21 protein-coding genes are annotated in these 24,627 nt (G+C 72.9%); 17 read left to right on the forward strand and 4 right to left on the reverse strand.

Annotation, left to right across the window (positions count from 1 at the left end; all coding sequences use genetic code 11):
• The 3 genes from TR48_RS09235 to TR48_RS09245 all read left to right on the forward strand — a co-directional run.
• A partial coding sequence (locus TR48_RS09235) for an alpha/beta fold hydrolase (protein WP_152627870.1) occupies positions 1 to 1,028 on the forward strand: 1,028 nt, incomplete at its 5' end.
• A gap of 42 nt (positions 1,029 to 1,070) precedes the next feature.
• On the forward strand, positions 1,071 to 1,604 hold the full coding sequence (gene tsaE / locus TR48_RS09240) for a tRNA (adenosine(37)-N6)-threonylcarbamoyltransferase complex ATPase subunit type 1 TsaE (RefSeq protein ID WP_042365487.1): 534 nt from the start codon (positions 1,071 to 1,073) through the stop codon (positions 1,602 to 1,604).
• Positions 1,605 to 2,136: 532 nt separating this feature from the next.
• Complete coding sequence (locus tag TR48_RS09245) at positions 2,137 to 4,095, forward strand: S53 family peptidase (RefSeq protein ID WP_042365488.1); 1,959 nt, start codon at positions 2,137 to 2,139, stop codon at positions 4,093 to 4,095.
• Positions 4,096 to 4,190: 95 nt separating this feature from the next.
• Here TR48_RS09245 and TR48_RS09250 read toward each other — a convergent pair whose 3' ends face one another.
• The gene (locus tag TR48_RS09250; protein ID WP_042365489.1) at positions 4,191 to 4,760 is read right to left on the reverse strand and encodes a hypothetical protein; all 570 of its coding nucleotides are present in this window, start codon (positions 4,758 to 4,760) and stop codon (positions 4,191 to 4,193) included.
• A gap of 396 nt (positions 4,761 to 5,156) precedes the next feature.
• Here TR48_RS09250 and tsaB point away from each other — a divergent pair, with 396 nt between their 5' ends.
• From tsaB to tsaD, 3 genes are read left to right on the forward strand one after another with little or no spacing between them, the layout of a single operon-like run.
• Complete coding sequence (gene tsaB, locus TR48_RS09255) at positions 5,157 to 5,837, forward strand: tRNA (adenosine(37)-N6)-threonylcarbamoyltransferase complex dimerization subunit type 1 TsaB (protein ID WP_042365490.1); 681 nt, start codon at positions 5,157 to 5,159, stop codon at positions 5,835 to 5,837.
• On the forward strand, positions 5,834 to 6,352 hold the full coding sequence (rimI, locus tag TR48_RS09260; RefSeq protein ID WP_042365491.1) for a ribosomal protein S18-alanine N-acetyltransferase: 519 nt from the start codon (positions 5,834 to 5,836) through the stop codon (positions 6,350 to 6,352). The genes tsaB and rimI overlap by 4 nt, the downstream gene beginning before the upstream one ends.
• Positions 6,342 to 7,418: a tRNA (adenosine(37)-N6)-threonylcarbamoyltransferase complex transferase subunit TsaD gene (tsaD, locus tag TR48_RS09265; protein ID WP_042365492.1), complete on the forward strand. Its 1,077-nt coding sequence runs from the start codon at positions 6,342 to 6,344 to the stop codon at positions 7,416 to 7,418. The genes rimI and tsaD overlap by 11 nt, the downstream gene beginning before the upstream one ends.
• Positions 7,419 to 7,423: 5 nt before the next feature.
• On the opposite strand, the gene TR48_RS09270 is transcribed toward tsaD, so the two are convergent.
• Positions 7,424 to 8,602: a class I SAM-dependent methyltransferase gene (locus TR48_RS09270; RefSeq protein ID WP_042365493.1), complete on the reverse strand. Its 1,179-nt coding sequence runs from the start codon at positions 8,600 to 8,602 to the stop codon at positions 7,424 to 7,426.
• Between the two features lie 228 nt (positions 8,603 to 8,830).
• Here TR48_RS09270 and groES point away from each other — a divergent pair, with 228 nt between their 5' ends.
• Both groES and groL read left to right on the forward strand, forming a co-directional pair.
• On the forward strand, positions 8,831 to 9,139 hold the full coding sequence (gene groES / locus TR48_RS09275; RefSeq protein ID WP_042365494.1) for a co-chaperone GroES: 309 nt from the start codon (positions 8,831 to 8,833) through the stop codon (positions 9,137 to 9,139).
• Positions 9,140 to 9,238: 99 nt separating this feature from the next.
• On the forward strand, positions 9,239 to 10,873 hold the full coding sequence (groL, locus tag TR48_RS09280; RefSeq protein WP_042365495.1) for a chaperonin GroEL: 1,635 nt from the start codon (positions 9,239 to 9,241) through the stop codon (positions 10,871 to 10,873).
• A gap of 117 nt (positions 10,874 to 10,990) precedes the next feature.
• Here the strand turns inward: groL and TR48_RS09285 are convergent, their stop codons facing one another.
• Positions 10,991 to 11,644: an MOSC domain-containing protein gene (locus TR48_RS09285; protein ID WP_042365496.1), complete on the reverse strand. Its 654-nt coding sequence runs from the start codon at positions 11,642 to 11,644 to the stop codon at positions 10,991 to 10,993.
• Positions 11,645 to 11,741: 97 nt separating this feature from the next.
• Between TR48_RS09285 and TR48_RS09290 the strand changes: the two genes are divergently transcribed.
• Positions 11,742 to 12,680: a LysR family transcriptional regulator gene (locus TR48_RS09290; protein ID WP_042365497.1), complete on the forward strand. Its 939-nt coding sequence runs from the start codon at positions 11,742 to 11,744 to the stop codon at positions 12,678 to 12,680.
• Between the two features lie 168 nt (positions 12,681 to 12,848).
• Here TR48_RS09290 and TR48_RS09295 read toward each other — a convergent pair whose 3' ends face one another.
• The gene (locus TR48_RS09295; protein ID WP_042365498.1) at positions 12,849 to 13,166 is read right to left on the reverse strand and encodes a WhiB family transcriptional regulator; all 318 of its coding nucleotides are present in this window, start codon (positions 13,164 to 13,166) and stop codon (positions 12,849 to 12,851) included.
• Between the two features lie 464 nt (positions 13,167 to 13,630).
• Here TR48_RS09295 and TR48_RS09300 point away from each other — a divergent pair, with 464 nt between their 5' ends.
• From TR48_RS09300 to TR48_RS09335, 8 genes are all read left to right on the forward strand, one after another.
• Entirely contained in the window at positions 13,631 to 14,242 is a 612-nt protein-coding gene (locus TR48_RS09300) for a response regulator transcription factor (protein ID WP_030251459.1), read from the forward strand.
• Between the two features lie 185 nt (positions 14,243 to 14,427).
• Positions 14,428 to 15,048, forward strand: coding sequence for a sigma-70 family RNA polymerase sigma factor (locus TR48_RS09305; protein ID WP_042365499.1), 621 nt, complete (start codon positions 14,428 to 14,430; stop codon positions 15,046 to 15,048).
• Positions 15,049 to 15,305: 257 nt separating this feature from the next.
• Positions 15,306 to 16,808: an IMP dehydrogenase gene (guaB, locus tag TR48_RS09310; RefSeq protein WP_042365500.1), complete on the forward strand. Its 1,503-nt coding sequence runs from the start codon at positions 15,306 to 15,308 to the stop codon at positions 16,806 to 16,808.
• A 123-nt stretch (positions 16,809 to 16,931) separates the two neighbouring features.
• On the forward strand, positions 16,932 to 18,044 hold the full coding sequence (locus TR48_RS09315) for a GuaB3 family IMP dehydrogenase-related protein (protein ID WP_042365502.1): 1,113 nt from the start codon (positions 16,932 to 16,934) through the stop codon (positions 18,042 to 18,044).
• Between the two features lie 293 nt (positions 18,045 to 18,337).
• Complete coding sequence (locus TR48_RS09320; RefSeq protein WP_042365503.1) at positions 18,338 to 20,047, forward strand: glycerol-3-phosphate dehydrogenase/oxidase; 1,710 nt, start codon at positions 18,338 to 18,340, stop codon at positions 20,045 to 20,047.
• A 120-nt stretch (positions 20,048 to 20,167) separates the two neighbouring features.
• Positions 20,168 to 22,168 carry a serine/threonine-protein kinase gene (locus TR48_RS44825; protein WP_042365504.1) on the forward strand — a complete coding sequence of 667 codons (2,001 nt, stop codon included), beginning with the start codon at positions 20,168 to 20,170 and terminating at the stop codon, positions 22,166 to 22,168.
• Positions 22,169 to 22,172: 4 nt separating this feature from the next.
• Positions 22,173 to 23,393, forward strand: a complete 1,221-nt coding sequence (locus TR48_RS09330) for a protein kinase domain-containing protein (RefSeq protein ID WP_052442521.1) — start codon at positions 22,173 to 22,175, stop codon at positions 23,391 to 23,393.
• Between the two features lie 208 nt (positions 23,394 to 23,601).
• Positions 23,602 to 24,627: serine/threonine-protein kinase (locus tag TR48_RS09335; RefSeq protein WP_152627879.1), on the forward strand; the 1,026-nt coding region annotated here is incomplete at its 3' end.

Here is a 24,627-nt window from a genome sequence, read left to right on the forward strand (position 1 = left end):
ACGCCGAGGACGCGGCGCCCGTACGGCCCCGTGGGTTGCGCGGGTGGCTCGGGCGGCGGCGGGGCGGCGCGGTCGAGCCGGAGCCGGGGCCGCTCGGCGGGGTGCTGGCCGGTGTCGGCACATGGCTCGGGGCGGTGCCGACGCCTCCGCTGACCGTGGTGTTCGTGCACGGCTACTGCCTGAACCAGGACAGCTGGCACTTCCAGCGCGAGGCGTTCCGCGACGGACTGCGCCTGGTCTTCTACGACCAGCGCAGCCACGGGCGGTCCGAGCGCTCGCGCAGCTACCTCGCCGGGGAGCCGGCCTCGATCGACCAGCTCGGCGGCGACCTGGGCGCGGTCATCGACGCCGTCGCGCCGGCCGGGCCGCTGGTGCTGGTCGGGCACTCGATGGGCGGCATGACCGTGATGGCCCTGGCCGAGCAGCGGCCCGAGCTGTTCGCGCAGCGCGTCGCCGGAGTCGCGCTGCTCGGGACCACCGCGGGGAACTGGCGGGACGTCACCTTCGGCCTGCCCGGGGTCGGGGCCAGGATGTTCCACCGGGTGGGCCCGGGGGTCATCAAGGCGCTGGGCCGGCAGGCGGGCCTGGTCGAGCGCGGCAGACGGCTCAGCAGCGAACTCACCGCCGCCGTCTACCACCGTTTCTCCTTCGGCACCGACGACGTCGATCCGGCCCGCGCCCGCTTCGCGCAGCTGCTGCTGGAGTCGACGCCGGTGGACGTGGTCGCGGAGTTCTTCCCGGCATTCCCGACGCACGACAAGGCCGCGGCGCTCGCGGTGCTGCGCGACCTGCCGACGCTCGTCCTCGCGGGCACGGGGGACCTGCTGACCCCGCCCGCGCACAGCGAGGCCATCGCCGCCCAGCTGCCCGACGCCGAGCTGGAGATACTCCCCGACACCGGGCACCTGCTGATGCTGGAGCGCCCCGAGCTGGTCAACGCCCGGCTGGCCCGGCTGCTGGAGCGCGCCGCCGCGCACTGCGGCGCGGCGCTGCCGCCGCCCGTGCACCTGCTCGCCGAGCACACCTGAACCTGACGTACCCGTCGCACCACGGAAGGACCGCCGCACACCATGGGCAACGCCGCCACCCTCACCGTCCCGGACCCGGCCGCGATGCAGGAGCTCGGCCGCACGCTGGCCACCGTGCTGCGCCCCGGGGACCTGGTACTGCTCTCCGGTGAGCTCGGCGCGGGCAAGACCACGCTGACCCGCGGGCTCGGCGAGGGCCTGGGCGTGCGCGGCGCGGTCACCTCGCCGACCTTCGTCATCGCCCGGGTGCATCCCTCGCTGGTCGGCGGCCCGGCGCTGGTCCACGTGGACGCGTACCGGCTGGGCGGCGGCCTGGACCAGATGGAGGACCTGGACCTCGACGTCTCACTGACGGACTCGGTGATCGTGGTCGAGTGGGGCGAGGGGAAGGTCGAGGGGCTCTCGGAGTCCCGGCTGGAGGTGCGCATCGAGCGCGCCCTCGGCGGCGAGGAGGGGCTCTCCCTGGAGCAGGACCTCGACCCCGGGGTCCCGGACGTGCGCACGGTGACCCTGGACGGGATCGGTCCGCGCTGGGCCGAGGCCGACATGGGCGCCCTGGCCGCCGCCCGCGCCTGACCTGACCGCACGGGTCGGCCGGCCGCGCGCCTGGTCACGCGCCCGATCTCCTCGGAGGGGTGAGGCCCGCCGGTCGGCGGTTGTGTTCCCGACGCGCTGTCGGGAAGATGAACCGAGCCAGCGCCGACACCCCTCGGGGAGACCGCATGCCCGGTATGACCCCCTCCGTCCGTATCATCACCGATGCCCAGGATCGTCCTGCGGCGTGCGAGGAGTCCGGTCACCCGTCGACCCCCGCGCCCGAGGTGACGGTGGCTCGGCTGCTCGCCTGCAGCGCCTCGGTCGAGGCGGTCTCTCAGCCGCCCGAGTGACGCGTGGTCAATTTCCGTTAGCGGTTCCCGGTGTGCGTAAAGGGATTTGTCGACCCGTTGCGGAATGTTGCCCATTGTTAAATTCGGCTTTGCCACCACTGCGCTCGGTAACACCGAGTCTCGCACTCTTGACCCAAGGTTCATTCCCGGGTTCTATTCCCCCTGTCACAACAGGGGGCTCGTCAGATCCCACTGTTCTTGCGGCCCGGGGAGGATGTTCGATGCACATCAGGGGAGTCAACCGGCGCGCGGGCGTGGCGATGGCAGCGACCCTGCCGCTGCTCGCCGCCGTCGTCGCGGCGGGATCGCCCGCCGTCGCCGCGTCAGCTCCGCAGGGGCACGTGGTCGCGGGCGGCAAGCCCGCGTGGACCGCGTCCGCCGCGGACCGCGGCCAGACCGCGGCGCACGACACGGTGAACGCCCGTGTCTACCTGACGGCCGATCAGGCCGGTCTGCAGCAGCTCGTCGCCCAGGTCTCGGACCCGGCCAGTGCCGACTACGGCCACTACCTGAGCGCCGCTCAGGTCAAGCAGCGCTTCGGCGCCACCAAGGCGCAGATCGCCAAGGTCGTCGCCTGGCTGCACGCGGCCGGGCTGCGCACCTCGGTCGACCCGGCGGGCGACTACGTCGCCGTCACCGGTGACGTCGCCGCCGCACAGCGCGCCTTCGGCGTGCAGTTGCACGACTTCGCGGTCTCCGGCCACGTCTACCGCGCGCCGCTCGCCTCGCCGGTCGTGCCGGCCGCCGTCGCCGACACCGTGCTGACCGTCACCGGCCTGAGCAACAAGCCGTCGATGATGACGCACGACGACACGCTGCCCGGCCCCGGCGCCGCGTTCGTCAACGCCGGTCCGTTCTCCAGCTACTACGGCTCCAACCCGGCCAAGTCGCTGCCGAAGGCCTACGGCCGGACGGTCCCGTACGCCATCAAGGGCTACAACGGCCACCAGCTGCGCTCCGCCTACGGCGCCACGGCGACCGGCAGGACCGGCAAGGGCGTCACGGTCGCGATCGTCGACGCGTACGACTCGCCGACCATCAACGCCGACATCCGCACCTACGCCCAGCGCAACGGCGACGCGGCCTACAAGAACGGCCAGTTCAAGCAGACCGACGCGGCCGCCTGGACGCAGACCGCCGACAACCAGTGCGGCGCCTCCGGCTGGTACGGCGAGCAGACGCTCGACATCGAGGCGGTCCACGCGGTCGCCCCGGCGGCGGACATCCGCTACGTCGGCGCGGCGTCCTGCCAGGACGCGGACCTGATCGACGCGCTCAACACGATCGTCACCCACCGGCTGGCCACCATCGTCTCCGACTCCTGGGGCGAGCCCGAGAACGGGAGCGACCCGGCCAGCGACGCGGTCTACGACGACATCTTCCTGCGCGGCGCGGCCGAGGGCATCGGCTTCTACTTCTCCTCCGGTGACAACGGCGACGAGGTCGCCAACACCGGCACGCGGCAGAGCGACATGCCCGCCTCCCTGCCCTACGTGACCGCCGTCGGCGGCACCTCGCTGGCCATCGGCAAGCGCGGCAACTACGAGTTCGAGACGGGCTGGGGCACCGGCAAGTCCTCGCTCTCGGCCGACGGCAAGAGCTGGACCGGCTTCCCCGGCGCCTTCCACGGCGGCGCGGGCGGCGGCACCAGCGCGCGCGTCGCGCAGCCCTGGTTCCAGAAGGGCATCGTGCCCTCCGCTCTCTCGCACGCGAACGGCAACAAGTCCGCCATGCGCGTCGTGCCGGACGTGGCCGCGGTCGCCGACCCGACCACCGGCTTCCTGGTCGGCCAGACCCAGACGTGGCCCAACGGCACGGTCAAGTACGGCGAGTACCGCATCGGCGGTACCAGCCTCGCCTCCCCGGTCTTCGCGGCCCTCCAGGCGCTGGCGCAGCAGGAGCAGGGCTTCCCGCTCGGCTTCGCCGACCCGGCGATCTACGCCCGCCACGGTCTCTTCCACGACGTGACCGACCACCCCTTCGGCCCGAACGTCGGCCTGGCCGACGCCCGCGTCGACTTCGTGAACAGCGTCGACGCCTCGCAGGGGGTCGCGGTCTCGCTGCGGACCCTCGGCCAGGACTCCTCGCTGAACGCCACCAAGGGTTACGACGACGTCACCGGCGTCGGCAGCCCGAACGCGCGGTACATCGAGTCCTACAACTGGCGCGACCGCCACTGACCGGCGGCCGACACCGCAGAGCGCCCCTCGCACCGACGGTGCGAGGGGCGCTCTGCGTCTGTCCGGAGATCCGTCCAGGCGTGGTCTGTCCGGGCTCACGCCACGACGACGACCTTGGTGTCGAAGGGCGCGAAGTCGAACAACGCCTGGCCGTCGGCGACGGTCTCGCGGATACCGCCCGTCTTCTTGCTCGGGTCCGCCGCCGGGGTCGAGCCGTCGACCGCCGAGCTGAAGCCGATGAAGATGCCCTCGTGGGTGGCGAAGCGGACGATGTTCTTCACCTTCTTGCCGTCCGAGCCGGTGATCGGCCCGGCGGTGGTGCTGGTGACGGTGTAGCTGCCCGGCACCGGGTCGACCGAGCCCGGCTGGACGGTGAAGGTCCGGTCCTGGCCCGACTGGGACGGGTCGACCAGCCACACCCGCTTCTGGCTCACCGAGTACACCACGCGCTTGCCCGTGCCGGAGTCCTTCGGCACCGCGACCGGCTTGGCCGGGCTCGCCTTGCCGCCCGCCACGCTGCTGGCGGCGACGCTCGGCGCCTTCCCGACGGGGGCCGCCGTGGCCGTGGACGCGGAGCTCTTCGCCTGCACGGCGAGCACGGCGACGACGGCGAGGGCGCCTGCGGTCAGCACGGTGACGACCGAGCCCGAACCGAGTTTCGCCACGGGATCCTCCAACGGAGCGGCAAGCAGCAGTGGCCTTTCGGCCCTAAGCCTCTCATCCTCCCGCCCGTCCCCGCCCCAACCCCATGCCCGACCCGGTCTCGTGTGGAGCCGGGGGCGGGGCGGCGGCCGGACGCGCCTCTCAGCCGTCGTCGGGCTGCCTTGCGGCCGGGGAGAGCCAGGGGGCAGGGGCCCTGCCCGCTCTGCCCGCCGACTGCCGACCGTGGCGCACGCCGGATCACCGGCGGGGCTTCGCCGGCCTTCCGGCCGGAGCGGCATCCGCGCCTACCCCCTCGAACCTGCTGGGCTCGCCTCGGTCGACTCCCGGCTGCGTCGGGGCCAGGGGGGGCGAGGCTGCCCGAGGCAGGGGTGGGGGCGGCGGCCGACTAACCTGGGGGCGTGCTTCTGCTTGCGTTCGACACCGCCACGCCCGCCGTCACGGCCGCCGTCCTGGACACCGGGACGGGTCGGGTCCTGGCCTCCGCCGACCAGATCGACGCCCGGCGCCACGGAGAACTGCTGCTGCCGACGATCGATGCGGTGCTGCGCGAGGCGGGCGTCGCCAAGGAGGCGCTCGGGGCGATCGCCGTCGGCGTCGGTCCCGGCCCGTACACCGGCCTGCGCGTCGGCCTGGCCACCGCCGCCGCCCTCGGGCACGCGCTCGGCATCCCCGTGCACGGCGTCTGCACCCTCGACGGCCTCGCCCGCGCCGCGCGGGACGCCGGCGCGGTCAGTGGGCCGTTCGTGGTCGCCACCGACGCCCGCCGCAAGGAGGTCTACTGGGCCCGCTACGACGCCGACGGCGTCCGCGTCGAGGGTCCGGCGGTGGACCGCCCCGCCGAGATCGCGGAGCGGCTCGCCGGGCTGCCGTCGGTCGGCGCGGGCGCGCTGCTCTACCCGGACGCCTTCCCCGGCGCCGTCGCGCAGGGCCCGGCCGACCAGTCCGCCGCCGCGCTCGCGGCCTTCGCCGCGGACGCGCTCGCCTCCGGCGTCGCGCTGCCCTCGCCCAGCACCCCGCTGTACCTGCGCCGCCCGGACGCCGAGGTGCCGAAGAACTACAAGACGGTGCTGCCCTCATGACGACCCGAGTGGAGCGGCGGACCGCCGTGCTGCGCGAGATGCGCTGGTGGGACATCGCGCCGGTGCTCGAGCTCGAGCGCGCGCTCTTCCCCGAGGACGCCTGGTCGGCGGGGATGTTCTGGTCCGAGCTCGCCGACGCCCGGCACGCGAACGCGACCCGTTGGTACACCGTCGCAGAGGACGCCGACGGCCGGGTCGTCGGCTACGCCGGCCTGATGGCCATCTCCGGCGAGGGGGACGTGCAGACCATCGCCGTCGCCGAGGACCAGTGGGGCACCGGGCTCGGCACCCGCCTGCTGCAGCGCCTGGTCGACCAGGCCGCCGCCGCCCGCTGTACCGAGCTGCTGCTGGAGGTGCGCGTCGACAACGAGCGCGCGCAGCGCCTCTACACCCGCTTCGGCTTCGAGTCGGTCGGCTTCCGCCGCAACTACTACCAACCGTCCGGCGTCGACGCCCTGGTGATGCGCCGTCCGATGACGACCGACGAGGAAAGCAAGGAAGACGATGGCCGCTGACGAACCGCTGGTCCTCGGGATCGAGACCTCCTGCGACGAGACCGGCGTCGGCATCGTCCGGGGCACCACGCTGCTCGCCGACGCCGTCGCGTCCAGCGTCGAGGAGCACGGCCGCTACGGCGGCGTCGTGCCCGAGATCGCCAGCCGCGCGCACCTGGAGGCGATGGTCCCCACCGTCCAGCGCGCCCTGGACGAGGCCGGGATCAAGGCGAGCGACCTCGACGGCATCGCCGTCACCGCCGGTCCCGGTCTCGCCGGGGCCCTGCTCGTCGGCGTCAGCGCGGCCAAGGCGTACGCCTACGCGCTCGGCAAGCCGCTCTACGGCGTCAACCACCTCGCCTCGCACATCTGCGTCGACCAGCTGGAGCACGGGCGGCTGCCCGAGCCGACGATGGCGCTGCTGGTCTCCGGCGGCCACTCCTCGCTGCTGCTGACCGAGGACATCACCAGCACCGTCCGCTCGCTCGGGGCGACCATCGACGACGCGGCGGGGGAGGCCTTCGACAAGGTCGCCCGGCTGCTCAACCTCGGCTTCCCGGGCGGCCCGGTCATCGACCGCTACGCCCGCGAGGGCGACCCGGCCGCGATCGCCTTCCCGCGCGGCCTGACGGGCGCCAAGGACCCCGCGTACGACTTCTCCTTCTCGGGCCTCAAGACCGCCGTGTCGCGCTGGGTCGAGGCCAAGCGCCGGGCCGGCGAGGACGTCCCGGTCCGCGACGTCTCGGCGTCCTTCCAGGAGGCGGTCGTGGACGTGCTCACCCGCAAGGCGGTCCGGGCCTGCAAGGACGAGGGCGTCGACCACCTGATGATCGGCGGCGGCGTCGCCGCCAACTCCCGCTTGCGGGCCCTGGCCCAGGAGCGCTGCGACCGCGCCGGAATCACGCTGCGGGTCCCGCGTCCCAAGCTGTGCACCGACAACGGCGCGATGGTCGCCGCGCTCGGTGCGGAGATGGTCTGGCGCGACCGGGCGCCGTCCGCCTTCGACCTCTCGGCGGACTCCTCCCTGCCGGTCACCGACACGCACGTGCCGGCGTCCCACGACGAGCTGCACCGGCTGTCGGAGTAGCGGGTCTACCCCGCCTCGACGGCGGGGTGGCCGATCAGCATGACGGGTGAACCGGCGGCCCGCGTCAACACGACGACCGCCGAGTTCACCCCCTCAGGCTTGATCTTCTTCCGCAGCTCCTCGGGCGCGATCGCGGAGCCGCGCTTCTTGATGACGAGCGTCCCGATGGCGCGCTCGCGGACCAGCGCCTTGAGCCGCTTCAGGTTGAACGGCAGCACGTCGGTGATCTCGTACGCGCTGGCGTAAGGCGTCGGCGTGAGCCGGTCCGTCGTCAGGTAGGCGATGGTGGGGTCGATCAGGGTCGCGTCCAGCTCGGCCGCGACCTCGGCGACCAGGTGCGCGCGGATGACGGCCCCGTCCGGCTCGTAGAGGTAGCGCCGGACCGGCCCGGCCTCGGGGTCCGGCAGGCGCCCGCCGGTCAGGCTGACGCCCGCGGGCAGCAGCGTCGCCCGGTGCGGCTCCGCGGCCCCGGCGCCGAACCAGAGCGCGGCCTCCTTCACGTCCCCGCCCTCGGACACCCACTCCGCCTCGGCGTCCTTCGGCACGGCCTCGTGCGGGATCCCCGGCGCGACCTTGATCGCGCCGAACCGCCCCCGGCGCGCCGCGTCCACCGCCCAGCTCAGCGGCGGCGCGTACGCCTCCGGGTCGAAGATCCGGCCGCGCCCGCCGCGCCGTGCCGGGTCGACGAAGACGGCGTCGTAGCCGCCGGTGTCCACGTCCGCCACGTCCGCACAGCGCGTCTCGATCAGGTCGGCGAGGCCGAGCGCCTCGGCGTTGGCCCGGGCCACGGCGTGGGTGACCGGGTCCAGGTCCACGGCCAGCACCCGGATCCCGGCGCGGGCCAGCGCGATCGCGTCGCCGCCGATCCCGGAGCAGAGGTCCGCGACCGAGGTGACGCCGAGATCCCGCATCCGCCGCGCCCGCCACTCGGCCACGCTGGTGCGGGTGGACTGCTCGACGCCGTTGGGGGTGAAGTACATCCGCGCCGCGTCCGCCCCGAACTTCGCCGCCGCGCGGGTCCGCAGCCGTGCCTGGGCCAGGGCGGCGGAGACCAGCTCCGCGTCGTGCGTGCGCCGCAGCCGCGTCGCGAGCGCGAGCTCTTCGCCGGGGGAGTGGTCCCGCAGCTCGTCCAGGAGGTCCTGGCCCTCGGGCGACAGCAGGGCGGGGAGGTCTTCGGTGTGCACCCGACCATTGTGGCGGGTGGTGCGCCGGCGGAGACGGCCAAGGAAGTGGGCGACGCGTTGGCACTCTGGTTGACCGAGTGCTAAGCGCCGCCTAGAGTCGTCGTTGGCACTCTCCACACGAGAGCGCTAAGCGTGAGACGGTACGTCCGGCACCGCGACGACGGGCTTGCCATGTCTTCACGCCCCAAGACATGTGTACCCCGGATCTCCGAAGGGGGAGGTCGGATCGTGACGACCACCAGCTCCAAGGTTGCCATCAAGCCGCTCGAGGACCGCATCGTGGTCCAGCCGCTCGACGCCGAGCAGACCACCGCCTCTGGCCTGGTCATCCCGGACACCGCGAAGGAGAAGCCCCAGGAGGGCGTCGTCCTCGCCGTCGGTCCGGGCCGCTTCGAGGACGGCCAGCGTCTTCCGCTCGACGTTGCCGTCGGCGATGTCGTCCTCTACAGCAAGTACGGCGGCACCGAGGTGAAGTACTCCGGCCAGGAGTACCTGGTCCTCTCGGCCCGCGACGTGCTCGCGATCATCGAGAAGTAAGACCTGACCTGACGCTCAAGTCGGCAAAGTCGTGACCCGCCCCGGCAGCCCGTACCACGGGGTCCGGGGCGCGGTTGTTTCGAGAGGGAACCCCTAGGCATGGCCAAGATCCTGCAGTTCGACGAGGACGCCCGCCGCTCGCTGGAGCGCGGTGTCAACAAGCTGGCCGACACCGTCAAGGTGACGATCGGCCCCAAGGGCCGCAACGTCGTCATCGACAAGAAGTTCGGCGCCCCCACCATCACCAACGACGGTGTCACCATCGCCCGCGAGGTCGAGTTGGAGGACCCGTACGAGAACCTTGGTGCGCAGCTCGTCAAGGAGGTCGCCACCAAGACCAACGACATCGCGGGTGACGGCACCACCACCGCGACCGTGCTCGCCCAGGCGCTCGTCAACGAGGGTCTGCGCAACGTCGCCGCCGGCGCCGGCCCGGCCGCGCTCAAGCGCGGCATCGACGCCGCCGTCAAGGCCGTCGCCGAGCACCTGCTCTCCGTCGCCCGCGAGATCGAGGGCAAGGACGACATCGCCGCCGTCGCCGCGCTGTCCGCCCAGGACGCCCAGGTCGGCGAGCTCATCGCCGAGGCGATGGACAAGGTCGGCAAGGACGGTGTCATCACCGTCGAGGAGTCGAACACCTTCGGCCTCGAGCTCGAGTTCACCGAGGGCATGCAGTTCGACAAGGGCTACCTCTCGCCGTACATGGTCACCGACCAGGAGCGTATGGAGGCCGTCCTCGAGGACCCGTACATCCTGATCCACCAGGGCAAGATCTCCTCGATCCAGGATCTGCTCCCGCTGCTGGAGAAGATCCTCCAGGGCGGCGCGTCCAAGCCGCTGCTGATCATCGCCGAGGACGTCGAGGGCGAGGCCCTCTCCACCCTCGTGGTGAACAAGATCCGTGGCACCTTCAACGCCGTCGCCGTCAAGGCCCCGGGCTTCGGGGACCGCCGCAAGGCCATGCTGGGCGACATCGCCACGCTGACCGGCGCCACCGTCATCGCCGAGGAGGTCGGCCTCAAGCTCGACCAGGCCGGCCTGGACGTGCTGGGCACCGCCCGCCGCGTGACCGTTACCAAGGACGACACCACCATCGTCGACGGCGCAGGCTCCAGCGAGGAGGTCGCCGGTCGCGTCGCTCAGATCAAGGGCGAGATCGAGACCACCGACTCCGACTGGGACCGCGAGAAGCTGCAGGAGCGCCTGGCCAAGCTGGCCGGCGGCGTCTGCGTCATCAAGGTCGGCGCGGCCACCGAGGTCGAGCTCAAGGAGAAGAAGCACCGCCTGGAGGACGCCATCTCGGCGACCCGCGCCGCGGTCGAGGAGGGCATCGTCGCCGGTGGCGGCGCGTCCCTCGTCCACGCGCAGAAGGTGCTCGACGGCGGCCTGGACCTGGCCGGCGACGAGGCCGTGGGTGTCGCGGTCGTCCGCCGCGCCCTGGTCGAGCCGCTGCGCTGGATCGCCCAGAACGCCGGCCTCGAGGGCTACGTCATCACCACCAAGGTCTCCGAGCTGGGCGACGTCCGCGAGGGCTACAACGCCGCCACCGGCGAGTACGGCGACCTGGTCAAGGCCGGCGTCATCGACCCGGTCAAGGTGACCCGCTCCGCGCTGGAGAACGCCGCGTCCATCGCCTCCCTGCTGCTCACGACCGAGACCCTGGTCGTCGAGAAGAAGGAGGAGGAGCCGGCCGCGGCCGGTCACTCCCACGGTGGCCACGGGCACTCCCACTGAGCCCGTCCGCTCGTACGCCGGAAGCCCGGCACCCCTCGGGGTGCCGGGCTTCCGGCGTTCTCCACGCGGTGCGGGCAAGGAGGCTTTCAGGCGCCCGGGCTTTCAGGCGCTCAGCTTTCAGACGCTCAGGCGCCTCGCGGCCGCCTCGCGGTGGTCCTCCGCCAGGCCGGGAAGGTCCAGCATCAACGGCAGCACCTCCGGCGCACGCGAGTGCAGCGCGCGGAACACGTCCGCGGAGCTGACGCCGTGGTCCGGCCGGTGCACGACGGCGATCGCGTCCCCCGCGCGGATCTCGCCGGGCGTGAGCACCCGCAGGTACGCGCCGGGGCGTGCGCGGTCCGTGAACGTCTTGACCCATCGCTCCCGTTCCATCCACCCGGCGAAGGTCCGGCACGGGATCCGGGTCGCGCTCACCTCCAGCAGCAGCGACTCCCCGATCCGCCACCGCTCCCCGACCAGCGCGTCGGAGACGGGCAGTCCCGTGGTCGTCAGGTTCTCCCCGAACATCCCGTTCGGCAGCTCCCGGCCGAGCTCCTCGGCCCACGCGTCGAGCTCCTCCCGGGCGTAGGCGTACACGGCCTGGTCCACCCCGCCGTGGTGCCGCAGGTCGCAGATCGCGTCCCCGGCCAGGCCGCTGACACCCTTGCGCGCGCTCGGCGCGGTGACCCGCACGGGCCCGTCCACGGGCTTCTTCCCGATGGCGGTGACGCCGGGGTCGGAGTGCACGGTCGGCTCGGGTCGTCCGACGTTGACGGAGATCAGGGTTCCCATGCGGCAAGGGTAGGGACTCGCGCCGGTGGGGCCTCGCCCTTTTCCGGGGCGCGGGCACCGCGCCTCAGGGTGGGCGCGACCTGCCTATCCTGGCCCGGTGATCGAGGCCAGACACCTGCGCGTGCTGCGCGCCGTCGCCCGGCAGGGCAGTTTCTCCGCCGCCGCCCGCGAGCTCGGGCTGACCCAGCCGGCCATCAGCCAGCAGATGAAGGCGCTGGAGAAGTCCGTCGGCACGCCCCTTGTGGTGCGGGTCGGGCGTGGTGTCGCGTTGAGCGAGGCAGGACGGCTGCTCGCCGAGCACGCCGCAGGCGTCCTCGCCGGGCTCGCCGCCGCGGAGGACGCGGTCGCGGGCATCGCGGGCCTGCGGGCCGGGCGGGTGCGGCTGGTGTCGTTCCCGACCGCGAGCGCCACGCTGGTCCCGGCCGCCGTCGCAGCCCTCCGCGCGCGGGCGCCGGGCATCGAGGTGTCGCTGACCGAGGCCGAGCCGCCGGCGTCCGTCGGCATGCTCCGCGCCGCCGAGTGCGAACTCGTCCTCGCGTTCCGGTACCCGACCTCGAGCGAGCCGGAGGACTGGAGCGACCTCGCGGTCACCCGGCTCCGCCGCGACCCGCTGGTTGCGCTCCTGCCCGCCCGGCACCCCCTCGCGGATGCGCCGGAGCTGCGCGACCTCGCCGCGCTCCGCGAGGAACCGTGGATCGCCGGATGCCCGCAGTGCCGCGGGCACCTCGTCGACCTGTGCGAGGCCGTCGGCTTCACGCCGCGGATCGACTTCGCGACGGACGACTACCCGGCCGTGCTGGGGCTGGTCGCCGCGGGCCTCGGCGTGGCGGTGCTGCCGAGGCTGGCGCTCGCCGCGACCAGGACCGACGGGGTCGCCGTCGTACCGCTGGGCGCGGGCCCCTCCGGGGAGCTCGTCCGGGAGATCGTCGCGCTGACCCTGCCGGACCTGGGACGGGTCCCGGCGGTCGCGCTCATGCTGGAGCAGCTCAAGGGCCTGGAGCAGCTGAAGGGCCTGGAGCAGCCGAAGAGCCGCTAGAAGCTGAAGGGCCTGGAGCAGCCGAAGAGCCGCTAGAAGCTGAAGGGCCTGGAGCAGCCGAAGAGCCGCTAGAAGCTGAAGGGCCTGCGGAGACAGGCCCTGATCGCCGCGCCGCGGGGACGGGGGCGCGTGTGAAGAAACGTTCCGTCAGCTCGATCGTCGATGGTGTCAGTCGACGGGCAGCAGCGAGAGCGGATCGAGGGTGCGGCGGCGGGCCCGCCCCAGCAGTTCCTCTCGCTCGTCCTCGGTGAGGCCGCCCCAGACCCCGTAGGGCTCACGTACCGCCAGTGCGTGCGACGCGCACTCCGCGCGCACCGGGCACCGCATGCAGACCTCCTTGGCGGACTGTTCCCGCGAGGTCCGTGCGGCTCCGCGTTCTCCCTCCGGATGGAAGAACAGAGAGCTGTCCACGCCGCGACACGCGGCGGAGAGCTGCCAGTCCCACAGGTCTGCGTTCGGGCCAGGGAGCCGTGAGTAGTCGGCCATGGTCGTTGATCCCTTGAGTGGTGCTAGCGATTCAGTACGAACTGATGGAAATATGACTCATGCAGATCTAGCGGACAAGAGGTCATCAGCGTTACATAACGTGCCGATAACCATCAAATCCCATGAAAACGGACTAATCCACCACGTGCCGGGGAAGCGTGTCCTGCATGCGGGTGCACTCGTTGGGCCTAACGACACGCCCGGCGCGGCGCACGGTCCTCGTACGAGCGGCGCATTTGCGCCGGTGCGCACCGCGCGCTGGATGATCCGTAGCGGGTCAGACACGTAGAGTGGTGAAGGCTGCTGCCAGGCCGTAACTCATTCGGGTGACGGTCGTTGGGAGTGCGGAGGCGGCAAACGGCACGGGCGTCGGGGAAGACGCCGGTCCACCGGAGGCCGTGCCGGTGACGATTCGTACCAGCCAGGAGGCTCAAGGTGACGCTCATCAGCTGCGGAGGCGGATCATGACTTCCGTTCTCGTCTGTGACGATTCCCCGCTCGCCCGCGAGGCACTGCGTCGCGCGGTCGCGACGGTGCCCGGAGTCGACCGAGTGACCACGGCCACCAACGGTGAGGAGGTGCTCCGCCGCTGGGTGGCGGACCGCTCCGACCTGGTGCTGATGGACGTCCGCATGCCGGGCCTGGGCGGGGTGGAGACAGTCCGGCGACTGCTCTCGGCCGATCCGGGGGCCCGCATCATCATGCTGACCGTCGCCGAGGACCTCGACGGGGTCGCTCTCGCGGTCGCCGCCGGCGCGCGCGGCTACCTGCACAAGGACGCGTCCCGCGCGGAGCTGCGCGCCACGGTCACCCAGGCCCTGGCGGACCCGACGTGGCGGCTCGCTCCGCGCCGGCTGCGCTGCGCGGAGATGGGTGCGGCCCCGACGCTGACGGCTCGTGAGATCCAGGTGCTGGAGGGCATGAGTCATGGCCGCAGCAACGCGGAGATCGGCCGTGAGCTGTTCCTCTCCGAGGACACCGTCAAGACCCACGCGCGGCGGCTCTTCAAGAAGCTCGGCGCCTCCGACCGTGCGCACGCCGTGGCGCTGGGCTTCCGTTGGGGCCTGGTCCGCTGACTGCCGAACCGGCTGGGGGCCTCCCGGGTGGGAGGGGGCATGGCCCGCTTCCCACCCGAGGGCGCACCATGGGGGTGTAGCGCGGAGTCCGGCAGGGCGGGGGTGGTGGTGTGGCGGATAACGTTCCGATGCACAAGTCAGGGTGCGGTGTCACGTTTTCGTCGATGACCAGGCACCATGGACCAGTGCGTGACGACGAGGCGAGCCCCGGCCACGGGTCCGGTATGCCCATCGGCCCGCTGCTGGAACCCGCGGTGGGCGGCGATCCCGACGCGATCGACGCGCTGCTCTCGCAGGTCCACCCGCTGGTGCTGCGCTACTGCCGTGCCCGCCTGATCCGGCTGCCGGGCAGCGCCCGGCACCACGTCGACGACGTGGCCCAGGAGGTCTGCCTCGCCGTGCTGTGCGCGCTGCCGCGCTACCGCGACGAGGGCCGCCCCTTCGAGGCCTTCGTCTTCAGCATCGCCGCACACAAGATCGCCGACCTGCAACGGGCGGCGATGCGCGGCGGTCCCGCGCAGAGCGTCCCGCTGGGCGAGGAGCTCCCCGACACCCCGGACGACGCCCTCGGCCCCGAGGAGCGCGCCCTGCTGAGCAGCGACGCCGCATGGATGCGCGAGCTCCTGGCGCTGCTGCCGGAGCGGCAGCGCGAGCTCGTCCTGCTCCGCGTCGCCGCCGGGCTGACGGCGGAGGAGACGGGCGAGGTCCTCGGCATGACCCCGGGCGCGGTCCGCGTCGCCCAGCACCGTGCGCTCTCGCGTCTGCGCGCCCTCGCCGAGAACGGCCCCGAGGGCCTGTCGGCCTGAGTCGGCGGGGTCTGTCGGCGCGAGTCGGCGGGGCTCGGCGCCCCCGGTCAATCGGACGATCCTCCGAAGCCGCGGAATGTGACTGCTACCTCAGTTGTTGCAGACGCGCAAGGGTGCCTCGCGGGGCCCGGTAGAATTAGTCAACGGTGCCGAGCTGCTCACCCACGCGGCCCCCGTAGGCGCCGTGTCGCGTCGGGCGGGTACGGCCACCAGTCACCCCGTCCAGAAGTCCGCGGATCCACTTCGGGAAGGGTGTCATGTCTTACAACGCAGCTGGGGTACCCGACAAGTTCGGCATGCTCGGGCTCACCTACGACGATGTGCTGCTGCTGCCGGGCCCCTCCGAGGTCTTGCCCAATGCTGCGAACACCTCCTCGCGCGTCTCACGCAATGTGCGGGTGAACATCCCGCTGCTCTCCGCCGCCATGGACAAGGTCACCGAGTCCCGGATGGCGATCGCCATGGCCCGCCAGGGCGGCGCCGGCGTGCTGCACCGCAACCTGTCCATCGAGGACCAGGTCAACCAGGTCGACCTGGTGAAGCGGTCAGAGTCCGGCATGGTGACGGACCCGATCACCGTCTCGCCCGAGGCCACGCTGGCCGACGCCGACGCGCTGTGCGCCAAGTTCCGCATCTCCGGCGTCCCGGTCACCGACGGCGAGGGCCGGCTGCTGGGCATCGTCACCAACCGTGACATGGCCTTCGAGACGGACCGCAGCCGTCAGGTGCGCGAGGTCATGACCCCGATGCCGCTGATCACCGGCTCCGTGGGCATCTCCGGCGTCGACGCGATGGCGCTGCTGCGCCGCCACAAGATCGAGAAGCTGCCGCTCGTCGACGAGCAAGGCAAGCTCAAGGGCCTGATCACGGTCAAGGACTTCGTCAAGGCCGAGCAGTACCCGAACGCCGCCAAGGACGCGGAGGGCCGTCTGATCGTCGGCGCCGCCGTCGGCGCCTCGGCCGAGGCGCTGGACCGGGCGATCGCCCTCGCCGAGGCCGGCGCGGACTTCATCGTCGTGGACACCTCGCACGGCCACAACCGCAACGCCCTCAACTGGATGTCGAAGATCAAGTCGTCCGTCTCGGCCGACGTGGTCGGCGGCAACGTCGCCACCCGCGACGGCGCCCAGGCGCTGATCGACGCCGGCTGCGACGGCATCAAGGTCGGCATCGGCCCGGGCTCCATCTGCACCACCCGCGTGGTCGCCGGTGTCGGCGTCCCGCAGGTCACCGCGATCTACGAGGCCGCCCTCGCGGCCGAGTCGGCGGGCGTCCCGCTGATCGGCGACGGCGGTCTGCAGTACTCCGGCGACATCGGCAAGGCGCTGGCCGCCGGCGCCGACACGGTCATGCTGGGCAGCCTCCTCGCCGGTTGCGAGGAGTCGCCGGGCGAGCTGCTCTTCATCAACGGCAAGCAGTACAAGTCCTACCGCGGCATGGGCTCGCTGGGCGCCATGCAGTCCCGCGGCCAGGCCAAGTCCTTCTCCAAGGACCGCTACTTCCAGGGCGACGTCACCGCCGACGAGAAGCTGATCGCCGAGGGCATCGAGGGCCAGGTCGCCTACCGCGGCCCGGTCGGCTCGGTCATCTACCAGCTGGTCGGCGGTCTGCGTCAGTCCATGGGCTACGTGGGCGCCGAGTCGGTCGAGGCGATGAAGCGCGACGCGCGCTTCGTCCGGATCACCTCGGCGGGCCTGAAGGAGAGCCACCCGCACGACATCCAGATGACGGTCGAGGCGCCGAACTACTCCTCGAAGTAGCCGGTCGCTGTCCCCGGTCGTTCGACCGGACGTCTCACGGAGGGGCCGCCCAGGCGGCCCCTCCGCCGTTGTGCGAGATACTGACCCTGGTAGTCGCTGAGCACAACCGAGGGAGCAGTTCAGGTGACCGAGATCGAGATCGGGCGGGGCAAGCGGGGCCGGCGGGCGTACGCCTTCGACGACATCGCGGTCGTTCCGAGCCGCCGTACGCGGGACCCGAAGGAGGTCTCGATCGCGTGGCAGATCGACGCCTACCGCTTCGAGCTCCCGTTCCTGGCCGCGCCGATGGACTCCGTCGTCTCCCCGGAGCAGGCCATCGCGATCGGCCGCCTCGGCGGCCTCGGCGTGCTGAACCTCGAGGGCCTGTGGACCCGCTACGAGGACCCGCGTCCGCTGCTGCAGGAGATCACCGAGATCAAGGACGAGGCCGCGGCGACCCGCCGCCTCCAGGCGATCTACCGCGAGCCGATCAAGGCCGAGCTGATCACCCAGCGCCTGAAGGAGATCCGCGAGTCGGGCGTCGTCACCGCGGCGGCCCTGTCGCCGCAGCGGACCGCCGAGTTCTCCAAGGTCGTCGTGGACGCCGGCGTCGACATCTTCGTCATCCGCGGCACCACGGTCTCGGCCGAGCACGTCTCCAGCGCCGCCGAGCCGCTGAACCTCAAGCAGTTCATCTACGAGCTCGACGTCCCCGTCATCGTCGGCGGCTGCGCGACCTACACCGCCGCTCTGCACCTGATGCGGACCGGCGCGGCCGGCGTCCTGGTCGGCTTCGGCGGCGGCGCCGCGCACACCACGCGCACGGTGCTGGGCATCCAGGTCCCGATGGCCACCGCCGTCGCGGACGTCGCGGCGGCGCGCCGCGACTACATGGACGAGTCCGGCGGCCGCTACGTCCACGTCATCGCGGACGGCGGCGTGGGCTTCTCCGGCGACCTGTCCAAGGCGATCGCCTGCGGCGCGGACGCCGTCATGATCGGTGCGGCGCTGGCCCGCGCCACGGACGCGCCCGGCCGCGGCTTCCACTGGGGCAGCGAGGCCGTCCACGAGGAGCTGCCGCGCGGCAAGCGCGTCGACCTCGGCACGGTGGGCACGACCGAGGAGATCCTCCTCGGCCCCTCGCACACCCCCGACGGCACCATGAACCTCTTCGGCGCCCTGCGCCGCGCGATGGCCACCACGGGCTACTCGGAACTCAAGGAGTTCCAGCGCGTCGAGGTCACCGTCGCCCGGTAGGCGCGTAGCGCTCCAGGGGCGCGAGGCTCTGCCGATGTGCGGCTCAGCCGATCGTGTGCTCTCTCGGCTCGTTGCACTGCCCAGGGGTGCGAGGAACCGCGCGAAGAGCCACCCGGTGTGGTGTGTCACGCAGCGAGCAGCGCCGTCCCCACAGGGTGGTTGCTCGCGCAGAGCCTCGTGCCCTTGCCGTACTGCAACTGAGTGTTGCGGCAACCGACTCCGCGCCTTCAGCGGGATCCCGGCGAACCGAACGTAGGGTTGATCGGAAGGCCGGGCTATCCCGCGGAGGCGTCATGCGAAGCACCAAGCTGGGTCCTGTCGAGCGCGCGGCGGCGCTCGCGCGGCTCGGGGAGCGCGAACTGGACGTGCTCGTCGTGGGCGGAGGCGTCGTCGGTGGCGGGACCGCGCTGGACGCGGCGACGCGGGGGCTGGTGACGGGGCTCGTGGAGGCCCGGGACTGGGCCGCGGGGACCTCCTCGCGGTCCAGCAAGCTGATCCACGGCGGGCTGCGGTACCTGGAGATGCTCGATTTCGCCCTGGTCAAGGAGGCCCTCCAGGAACGCGGGCTGCTGCTGGGGCGGCTCGCGCCGCACCTGGTCAAGCCGGTCCCGTTCCTGTACCCGCTGCAGGGGCGCGGCTGGGAGCGCCCGTACGTCGGGTCCGGCGTGGCGCTGTACGACGCGATGTCCGTCTCCTCGGGGCACGGCCGCGGGCTGCCCCTGCACCGCCACCTCAGCCGGCGTCAGGCGCTGCACCTGGCGCCCGCGCTGCGCAAGGACGCGCTGGTCGGCGCGGTGCAGTACTGGGACGCGCAGATGGACGACGCGCGGTTCGTTGCGACCCTGGTCCGCACCGCGGCCTCCTACGGCGCGCACGTCGCGAACCGGGCGCGCGTGATCGGGTTCCTGCGCGAGGGCGAGCGGGTGGTCGGGGCGCGCGTGCACGACCTGGAGTCGGGCGGGCAGTTCGTCGTCCGGGCCCGGCAGATCGTCAACGCGACGGGCGTGTGGACGGACGAGACGCAGGCGATGGTCGGCGAGCGCGGCCAGTTCCACGTCCGCGCGTCGAAGGGCATCCATCTCGTCGTGCCGCGCGACCGGATCCACTCCTCGACGGGGCTGATCCTGCGCACGGAGAAGAGCGTCCTGTTCGTCATCCCGTGGGGACGGCACTGGATCGTCGGCACGACGGACACCGAGTGGACTCTCGACAAGGACCATCCGGCCGCGAGCAGCGCGGACATCGAGTACCTGCTGGAGCACGTCAACAGCGTCCTGGCGGTGCCGCTGAGCCGCGAGGACGTCGAGGGCGTCTACGCCGGGCTGCGCCCGCTGCTCGCGGGCGAGTCGGAGGCCACGTCGAAGCTCAGCCGTGAGCACGTCGTGCAGCACGCGGCCCCCGGGCTCGTCGTGGTGGCCGGCGGCAAGTACACCACCTACCGGGTGATGGCGAAGGACGCGGTCGACGAGGTCGCGCACGGTCTGGACCAGAAGGTGGCGCCGTGCTGCACCGACTCCGTCCCGCTGGCCGGCGCGGAGGGCTACCGCGCGCTGTGGAACGCGCGTGGCGAACTCGCCAGGGAGAGCGGGCTGCATGTGGCCCGAGTGGAGCATCTGCTGAACCGCTATGGCACGTTGACCGAGGAGCTGCTCGAACTCATTGCCGGGGAACCCGGGTTGGCGGAGCCCCTGAGCGGTGCGGACGACTACCTGCGGGCCGAGGTGGTCTACGCGGCCCGCGCGGAGGGGGCCCGGCACCTCGACGACGTGCTGGCGCGCCGGACCCGCATCTCCATCGAGACCTTCGACCGCGGCACCGCGGTCATGGCGGAGGCCGCCGCGCTGATGGCGCCCGAACTCGGCTGGGACGAGGCGCAGATCGAGAAGGAGATCGAGCACTACCGGGTCCGTGTGGAGGCGGAGCGGGAGTCGCAGGAGCAGCCTGACGACCTGGCGGCGGACGCCGCGCGCCTGGGAGCGCCGGACATCGTTCCCCTGAAGTAGTAGTCGAACGCGCCGAAACGGGGAAGGCGCGTGTCCCGGGGGTGAACCCCGTGTGCCTACGCTTGCGTCTGTCACGGGATGATGGACGCGACAGCGACAGCGCGGAGGGAACGAACCGGCATGAACGGCGATCAACACCGCGACGAGACTCCGCAGGAGTCCAGCGGGAAGCTCCTTGCGTCGCGGTACCGGCTGACCGCCGTCCTCGGCCAGGGCGGGATGGGCACCGTCTGGCGGGCCACGGACGAGTTCCTGGGGCGCGAGGTCGCGGTCAAGGAGTTGCGGTTCGCCGCCGGGGTGGACGAGGACGAGCGGCACCGGCTCGTCGCGCGGACGCTGACGGAGGCGAAGGCCATCGCCCGGATCCGGCACAACGGCGCCGTCACCGTGTACGACGTCGTCGAGGAGGACGGCCGGCCCTGGATCGTCATGGAGCTGATCGAGTCCCGCTCGCTCAGCGAGGTGATCCGCACCGAGGGCGTGCTGCCGCCCCAGCGGGCCGCCGAGGTGGCGCTGGAACTGCTCGGCGTGCTGGCCGAGGCGCACCGTGTGGGCATCCTGCACCGCGACGTGAAGCCGTCGAACGTGCTGATCGGGCACGACGGCCGGGTCGTGCTGACGGACTTCGGGATCGCCCGCGTCGAGGGCGACCCGTCCGTCACGTCGACGGGCATGCTCGTCGGCGCGCCGTCGTACATCTCGCCGGAGCGGGCCCGTGGCGGGGTGCCCGGGCCGCCCGCGGACCTGTGGTCGCTCGGTGCGACGCTCTACGCGATGGTCGAGGGCGTGCCGCCGTACGACAAGGGCTCGGCGCTGTCGACGCTGACGGCCGTGATCACCGAGCCGGTGCCGCCGCTGAGCGGCGACGCGCTGCTGCAGCCGGTCGTCTCCGGCCTGCTGCGCAAGGACCCGGCCCAGCGGCTGGACGCCTCCACGACGCGGACCATGCTGGGCGGCGTGATCGGCGAGTACGAGCGCCGTGCGCGTGCGACGGCCCGGTTCGGCGTCGTCGAGGAGGCTCCGACGCAGGCCGTCCCGTCGCCCGAGCGCACGCGCGTGCAGCCGGGCCTGGAGCAGCAGCCGTCCGCGCGGGGCGGCCGTGACGCCCGTCCCGCGCGTCCTGGGCGGGGCGGTGCGGCGGGTGCGCCGGGGTCCACGACGCAGGCGGTGGCGGCCTCGGCGATGCCGGGCCTCGGGGCCGGGGCAGGGGCCGGGGCCGACTGGGCTGACGGGTTCGACGGGCCCGCAGGGTCCGCGCGGGTGCCTTCCGGCGCCTTGGGGCTGCCCTCCGCGTCCGCAGGTGCGTCCGCCGGCGGGGCCCCTGGTGGGGCGTCCGGTGGGGCGCCGTCCGCGGGTCGGTCGACGGAGGCTTCGGGCTCCTTCGGGCCCGGGGGGCCTGCGGGACCCGTGGAGCCCACCGCCTACCGCGCGTCAGCCGTGCTCGGGGGCTCGCGGCGGCGTGTGCTGCTCGTCGCCGCGATCGTCGTCGCGGCCGTGCTGCTCGTCACCGCGACGGTGGCCGCGTTGACCGACAACGGTGACGGAAAGGGCAGCGGCGGCAAGGGCGGCGGCGCGAGCCAGGACGGCGCGTCGTCGTCCGCCTCCGCGGGCGCGTCCGCCGGCCAGCCCCTCTCGGGCGCGACGCAGTCGGGGGCGGGCGCGGGTCAGGCCTCGGCCCTCGGCTACCACCGGGTCGCCGGGCCGGGCGGGTCGAGCATCGAGGTCCCCACGACATGGCGCGCGACCTCCCAGGGCACGGACAAGACCACCTACACCGGGCTCGCCGGTTCGCTGGTCGTCGAGTTCACCCCGAACCCGGTCAAGGCCGGGGCGCTTGCGGCCTGGCAGAACGAGGAGCCGGGCGTCGCGGCGAGTCTGGCCGACTACCACCTGGTCAAGCTCGCCCGTGTCGTCGGCTGGCACGGCTGGGACGCGGCCGATTGGGAGTGGACCTTCCGTTCGGGCGTCACCGAGCGGCACTCGCTCAACCGGGGCTTCGTGGTGGACCCTTCCCACGCGTACGCGATCTACTGGACTGCCCCCCAGGTGAGCTGGCAGACCGGGCGCAGCGCCGATCTGCTCGCGCACTTCTTCGCCAGCTTCCAGCCGGCGGGGGGCTGAACCGATGGGCAAGGCGTCCGGTGGCCGACTGCTCGCCGAGCGCTACCAGTTGACGGACCGGCGGCGCGCGGGCGCGGTCGAGGCGCGCGACCTGCGCAGCGGCGCTCCGGTGCTGCTGGAGGCGGTGCCGCTGCCGGAACTGGTGACCCCGTTCGACCAGGCCGCCCAGCCCGGCCCGGACCACGCGTCGGACGACGCGCGCGGCCTGGCGGTGCGGCACGCGACGACGGCGGCCGGCGCGGTGCCCGACCATCCGCGGCTCGGCCAGGCGTTCCAGGTCTTCGCCGAGGACGGCTACCTCTGGGTCGCGGGGGAGTGGGTCGCGGGCGTGCCGCTGGCGCAGCTCCTGGACCGCGGCCCGATGTCGCCCTACCGGGCCGCCGAGGTGGCCTACGACGTGAGCGCCGGGCTGGAGGCCGTGCACCGCGCCGGGCTCGTCCACGGCAACCTGACTCCGGCCACGGTGACGGTCTGCGAGGACGGGGCCGCGCTGCTCGGCGGTCTGGTGGTCGCCGCCGCACAGGAGGCGTTGTGCGGGGGGCCCGGCGCCATCGACGCGGGGGCGTCGGTGCCGACCTCGCTGTGGAGCCCCGCCCGGGTGCGGGCGCGGGACGCGCGCGCGGTCATCGTGGGCGCCACGGCCGAGCGGTGGGCGCCGGAGCAGTTGGGGATCATAGGCGGCGCGGGGCAGCCCGTCGGTCCGGCGGCGGACGTGTGGGCGCTGGGCGTGCTGCTCTACCGGTCGGTGACGGGTGTGCCGCCCTACCCGGAGTCCGGCGTCGACGATCTGTTCGACGCGGTCCGGGCCGGTTTCCGTCCGGACACCCGGCCCACTGGCCCGCTGCGGCCGCTGTTGGACCGGCTGCTCGACCAGGACCCCACCCGCCGTCCCGGCCTGCCCCAGGTGCGGGCCGTTCTGCGGCAGTTGCTGCACCGCGCCCCCGAGCCGCTGGATCGGGAGGCGCAGCTCGACGCGCTTCCGCCGGGCGTGGCGGGCTTCGTGGAGCTGCCGACGGGGACGCGGCTGCCGGTGCCGCGTCCCGGCGCGCTGCCGGTGCAGCGCTCGCGCGCCTCGCGCGAGCTGGTCGATCAGGGCGGGCCCGCGCATCCGCACCACCACGCGGGCCCCAGACGCCGCAGCGCGCTGCTCGGGCCGGTCCTGGTGGGTGCGATTATCCTTGTGGTCCTGGTCATTCTGGTGCTCGCGGCGACGCTCAAGGGCTGAGCCCGGCGGCCGCCCGACGACACGATTCGCGATGCGGAACGTGTCATTCGCTGCCGAAGCGTCACATCCCGGTCTCAAGGCCAGGCCCGGGACGCCGGGGTGTTCGACGGTCGGGATAGGGTGCGCGGTACCGCGGTTCCTGCCGCGGAACCGGGACGGACGGCAGGACCCGCGACGAGGGGGGCAGACGGTGGGTACGGAGGGCCGGGTGCTCGCGGGCAGATACCTGCTGGGCGCGCGTCTTGGGCGCGGCGGCATGGGCACGGTGTGGCGTGCGACGGACCAGATGCTGGACCGCGAGGTCGCGGTCAAGGAGCTCTCCGTCGGGCACCTGGCCGAGGAGGACCTGCAGATCGTCCAGTCGCGGATGAAGCAGGAGGCCCGCGCGGCCGCCCGGATCAAGCACCCGGGCGTCATCACCATCCACGACGTCGTCGAGCAGGACGGCAAGCCCTGGATCGTGATGGAGCTCATCGACGGTCGCTCGCTGTCCGAACTGGTCGAGCAGGACGGCGTGATCGACCCGCGCGAGGCCGCGCGGATCGGCGCGCAGGTGCTCGCCGCGCTGGAGCGCGCCCACGCGGTCGGCGTGATCCACCGCGACGTGAAGCCCGCCAACGTACTGCTGGAGCGCGGCACCGGCCGGGTCGTGCTGACCGACTTCGGCATCGCCACCTTCGTCGGCGACTCGGCGCTCACCCGCACCGGCGACCTGGTCGGCTCGCCCGACTACCTGGCCCCCGAGCGTGTGCACGGCGGCCGTCCCGGCCCGGAGTCGGACCTGTGGGCGCTCGGTGCGACGCTGTACGCGGCGGTGGAGGGCCAGTCGCCGTTCCGCCGCGAGTCGCCGCTGACGACGCTGGCGGCGGTCGTCACCGACCCGCTGCCCGAGCCGCGCAACGCCGGCGCGCTGGCGCCGGTGCTGCAGGCGCTGATGGCCAAGGAGCCGCAGGAGCGCCCCGGCGCTTCGGACGTGCGCCGGATGCTGGAGGACGTCGCGGCCGGGCACACCACCAACATCAGCCTCGGCAGCCTCGGCACCGGTCCGCTGCGCACTCCGACCCAGAAGGTCCCGGCCGTGGACCGGCAGAGCATGCCGGCGGAGTCCGACGCCGAGTACATCGCGACGGTGCTGGGCACCACGGTGAACGGCGCGGCGGCCCATGGGGCCACGGTCAACGGCGGCACGGTCGACGGCGGCGTCAACGGCGGGGTGGGGGGGGGTGGGGGTGGG

It is taken from the genome of Streptacidiphilus neutrinimicus (assembly GCF_000787815.1).
In the GTDB taxonomy this organism is placed as follows: Bacteria; Actinomycetota; Actinomycetes; order Streptomycetales; family Streptomycetaceae; genus Streptacidiphilus; species Streptacidiphilus neutrinimicus.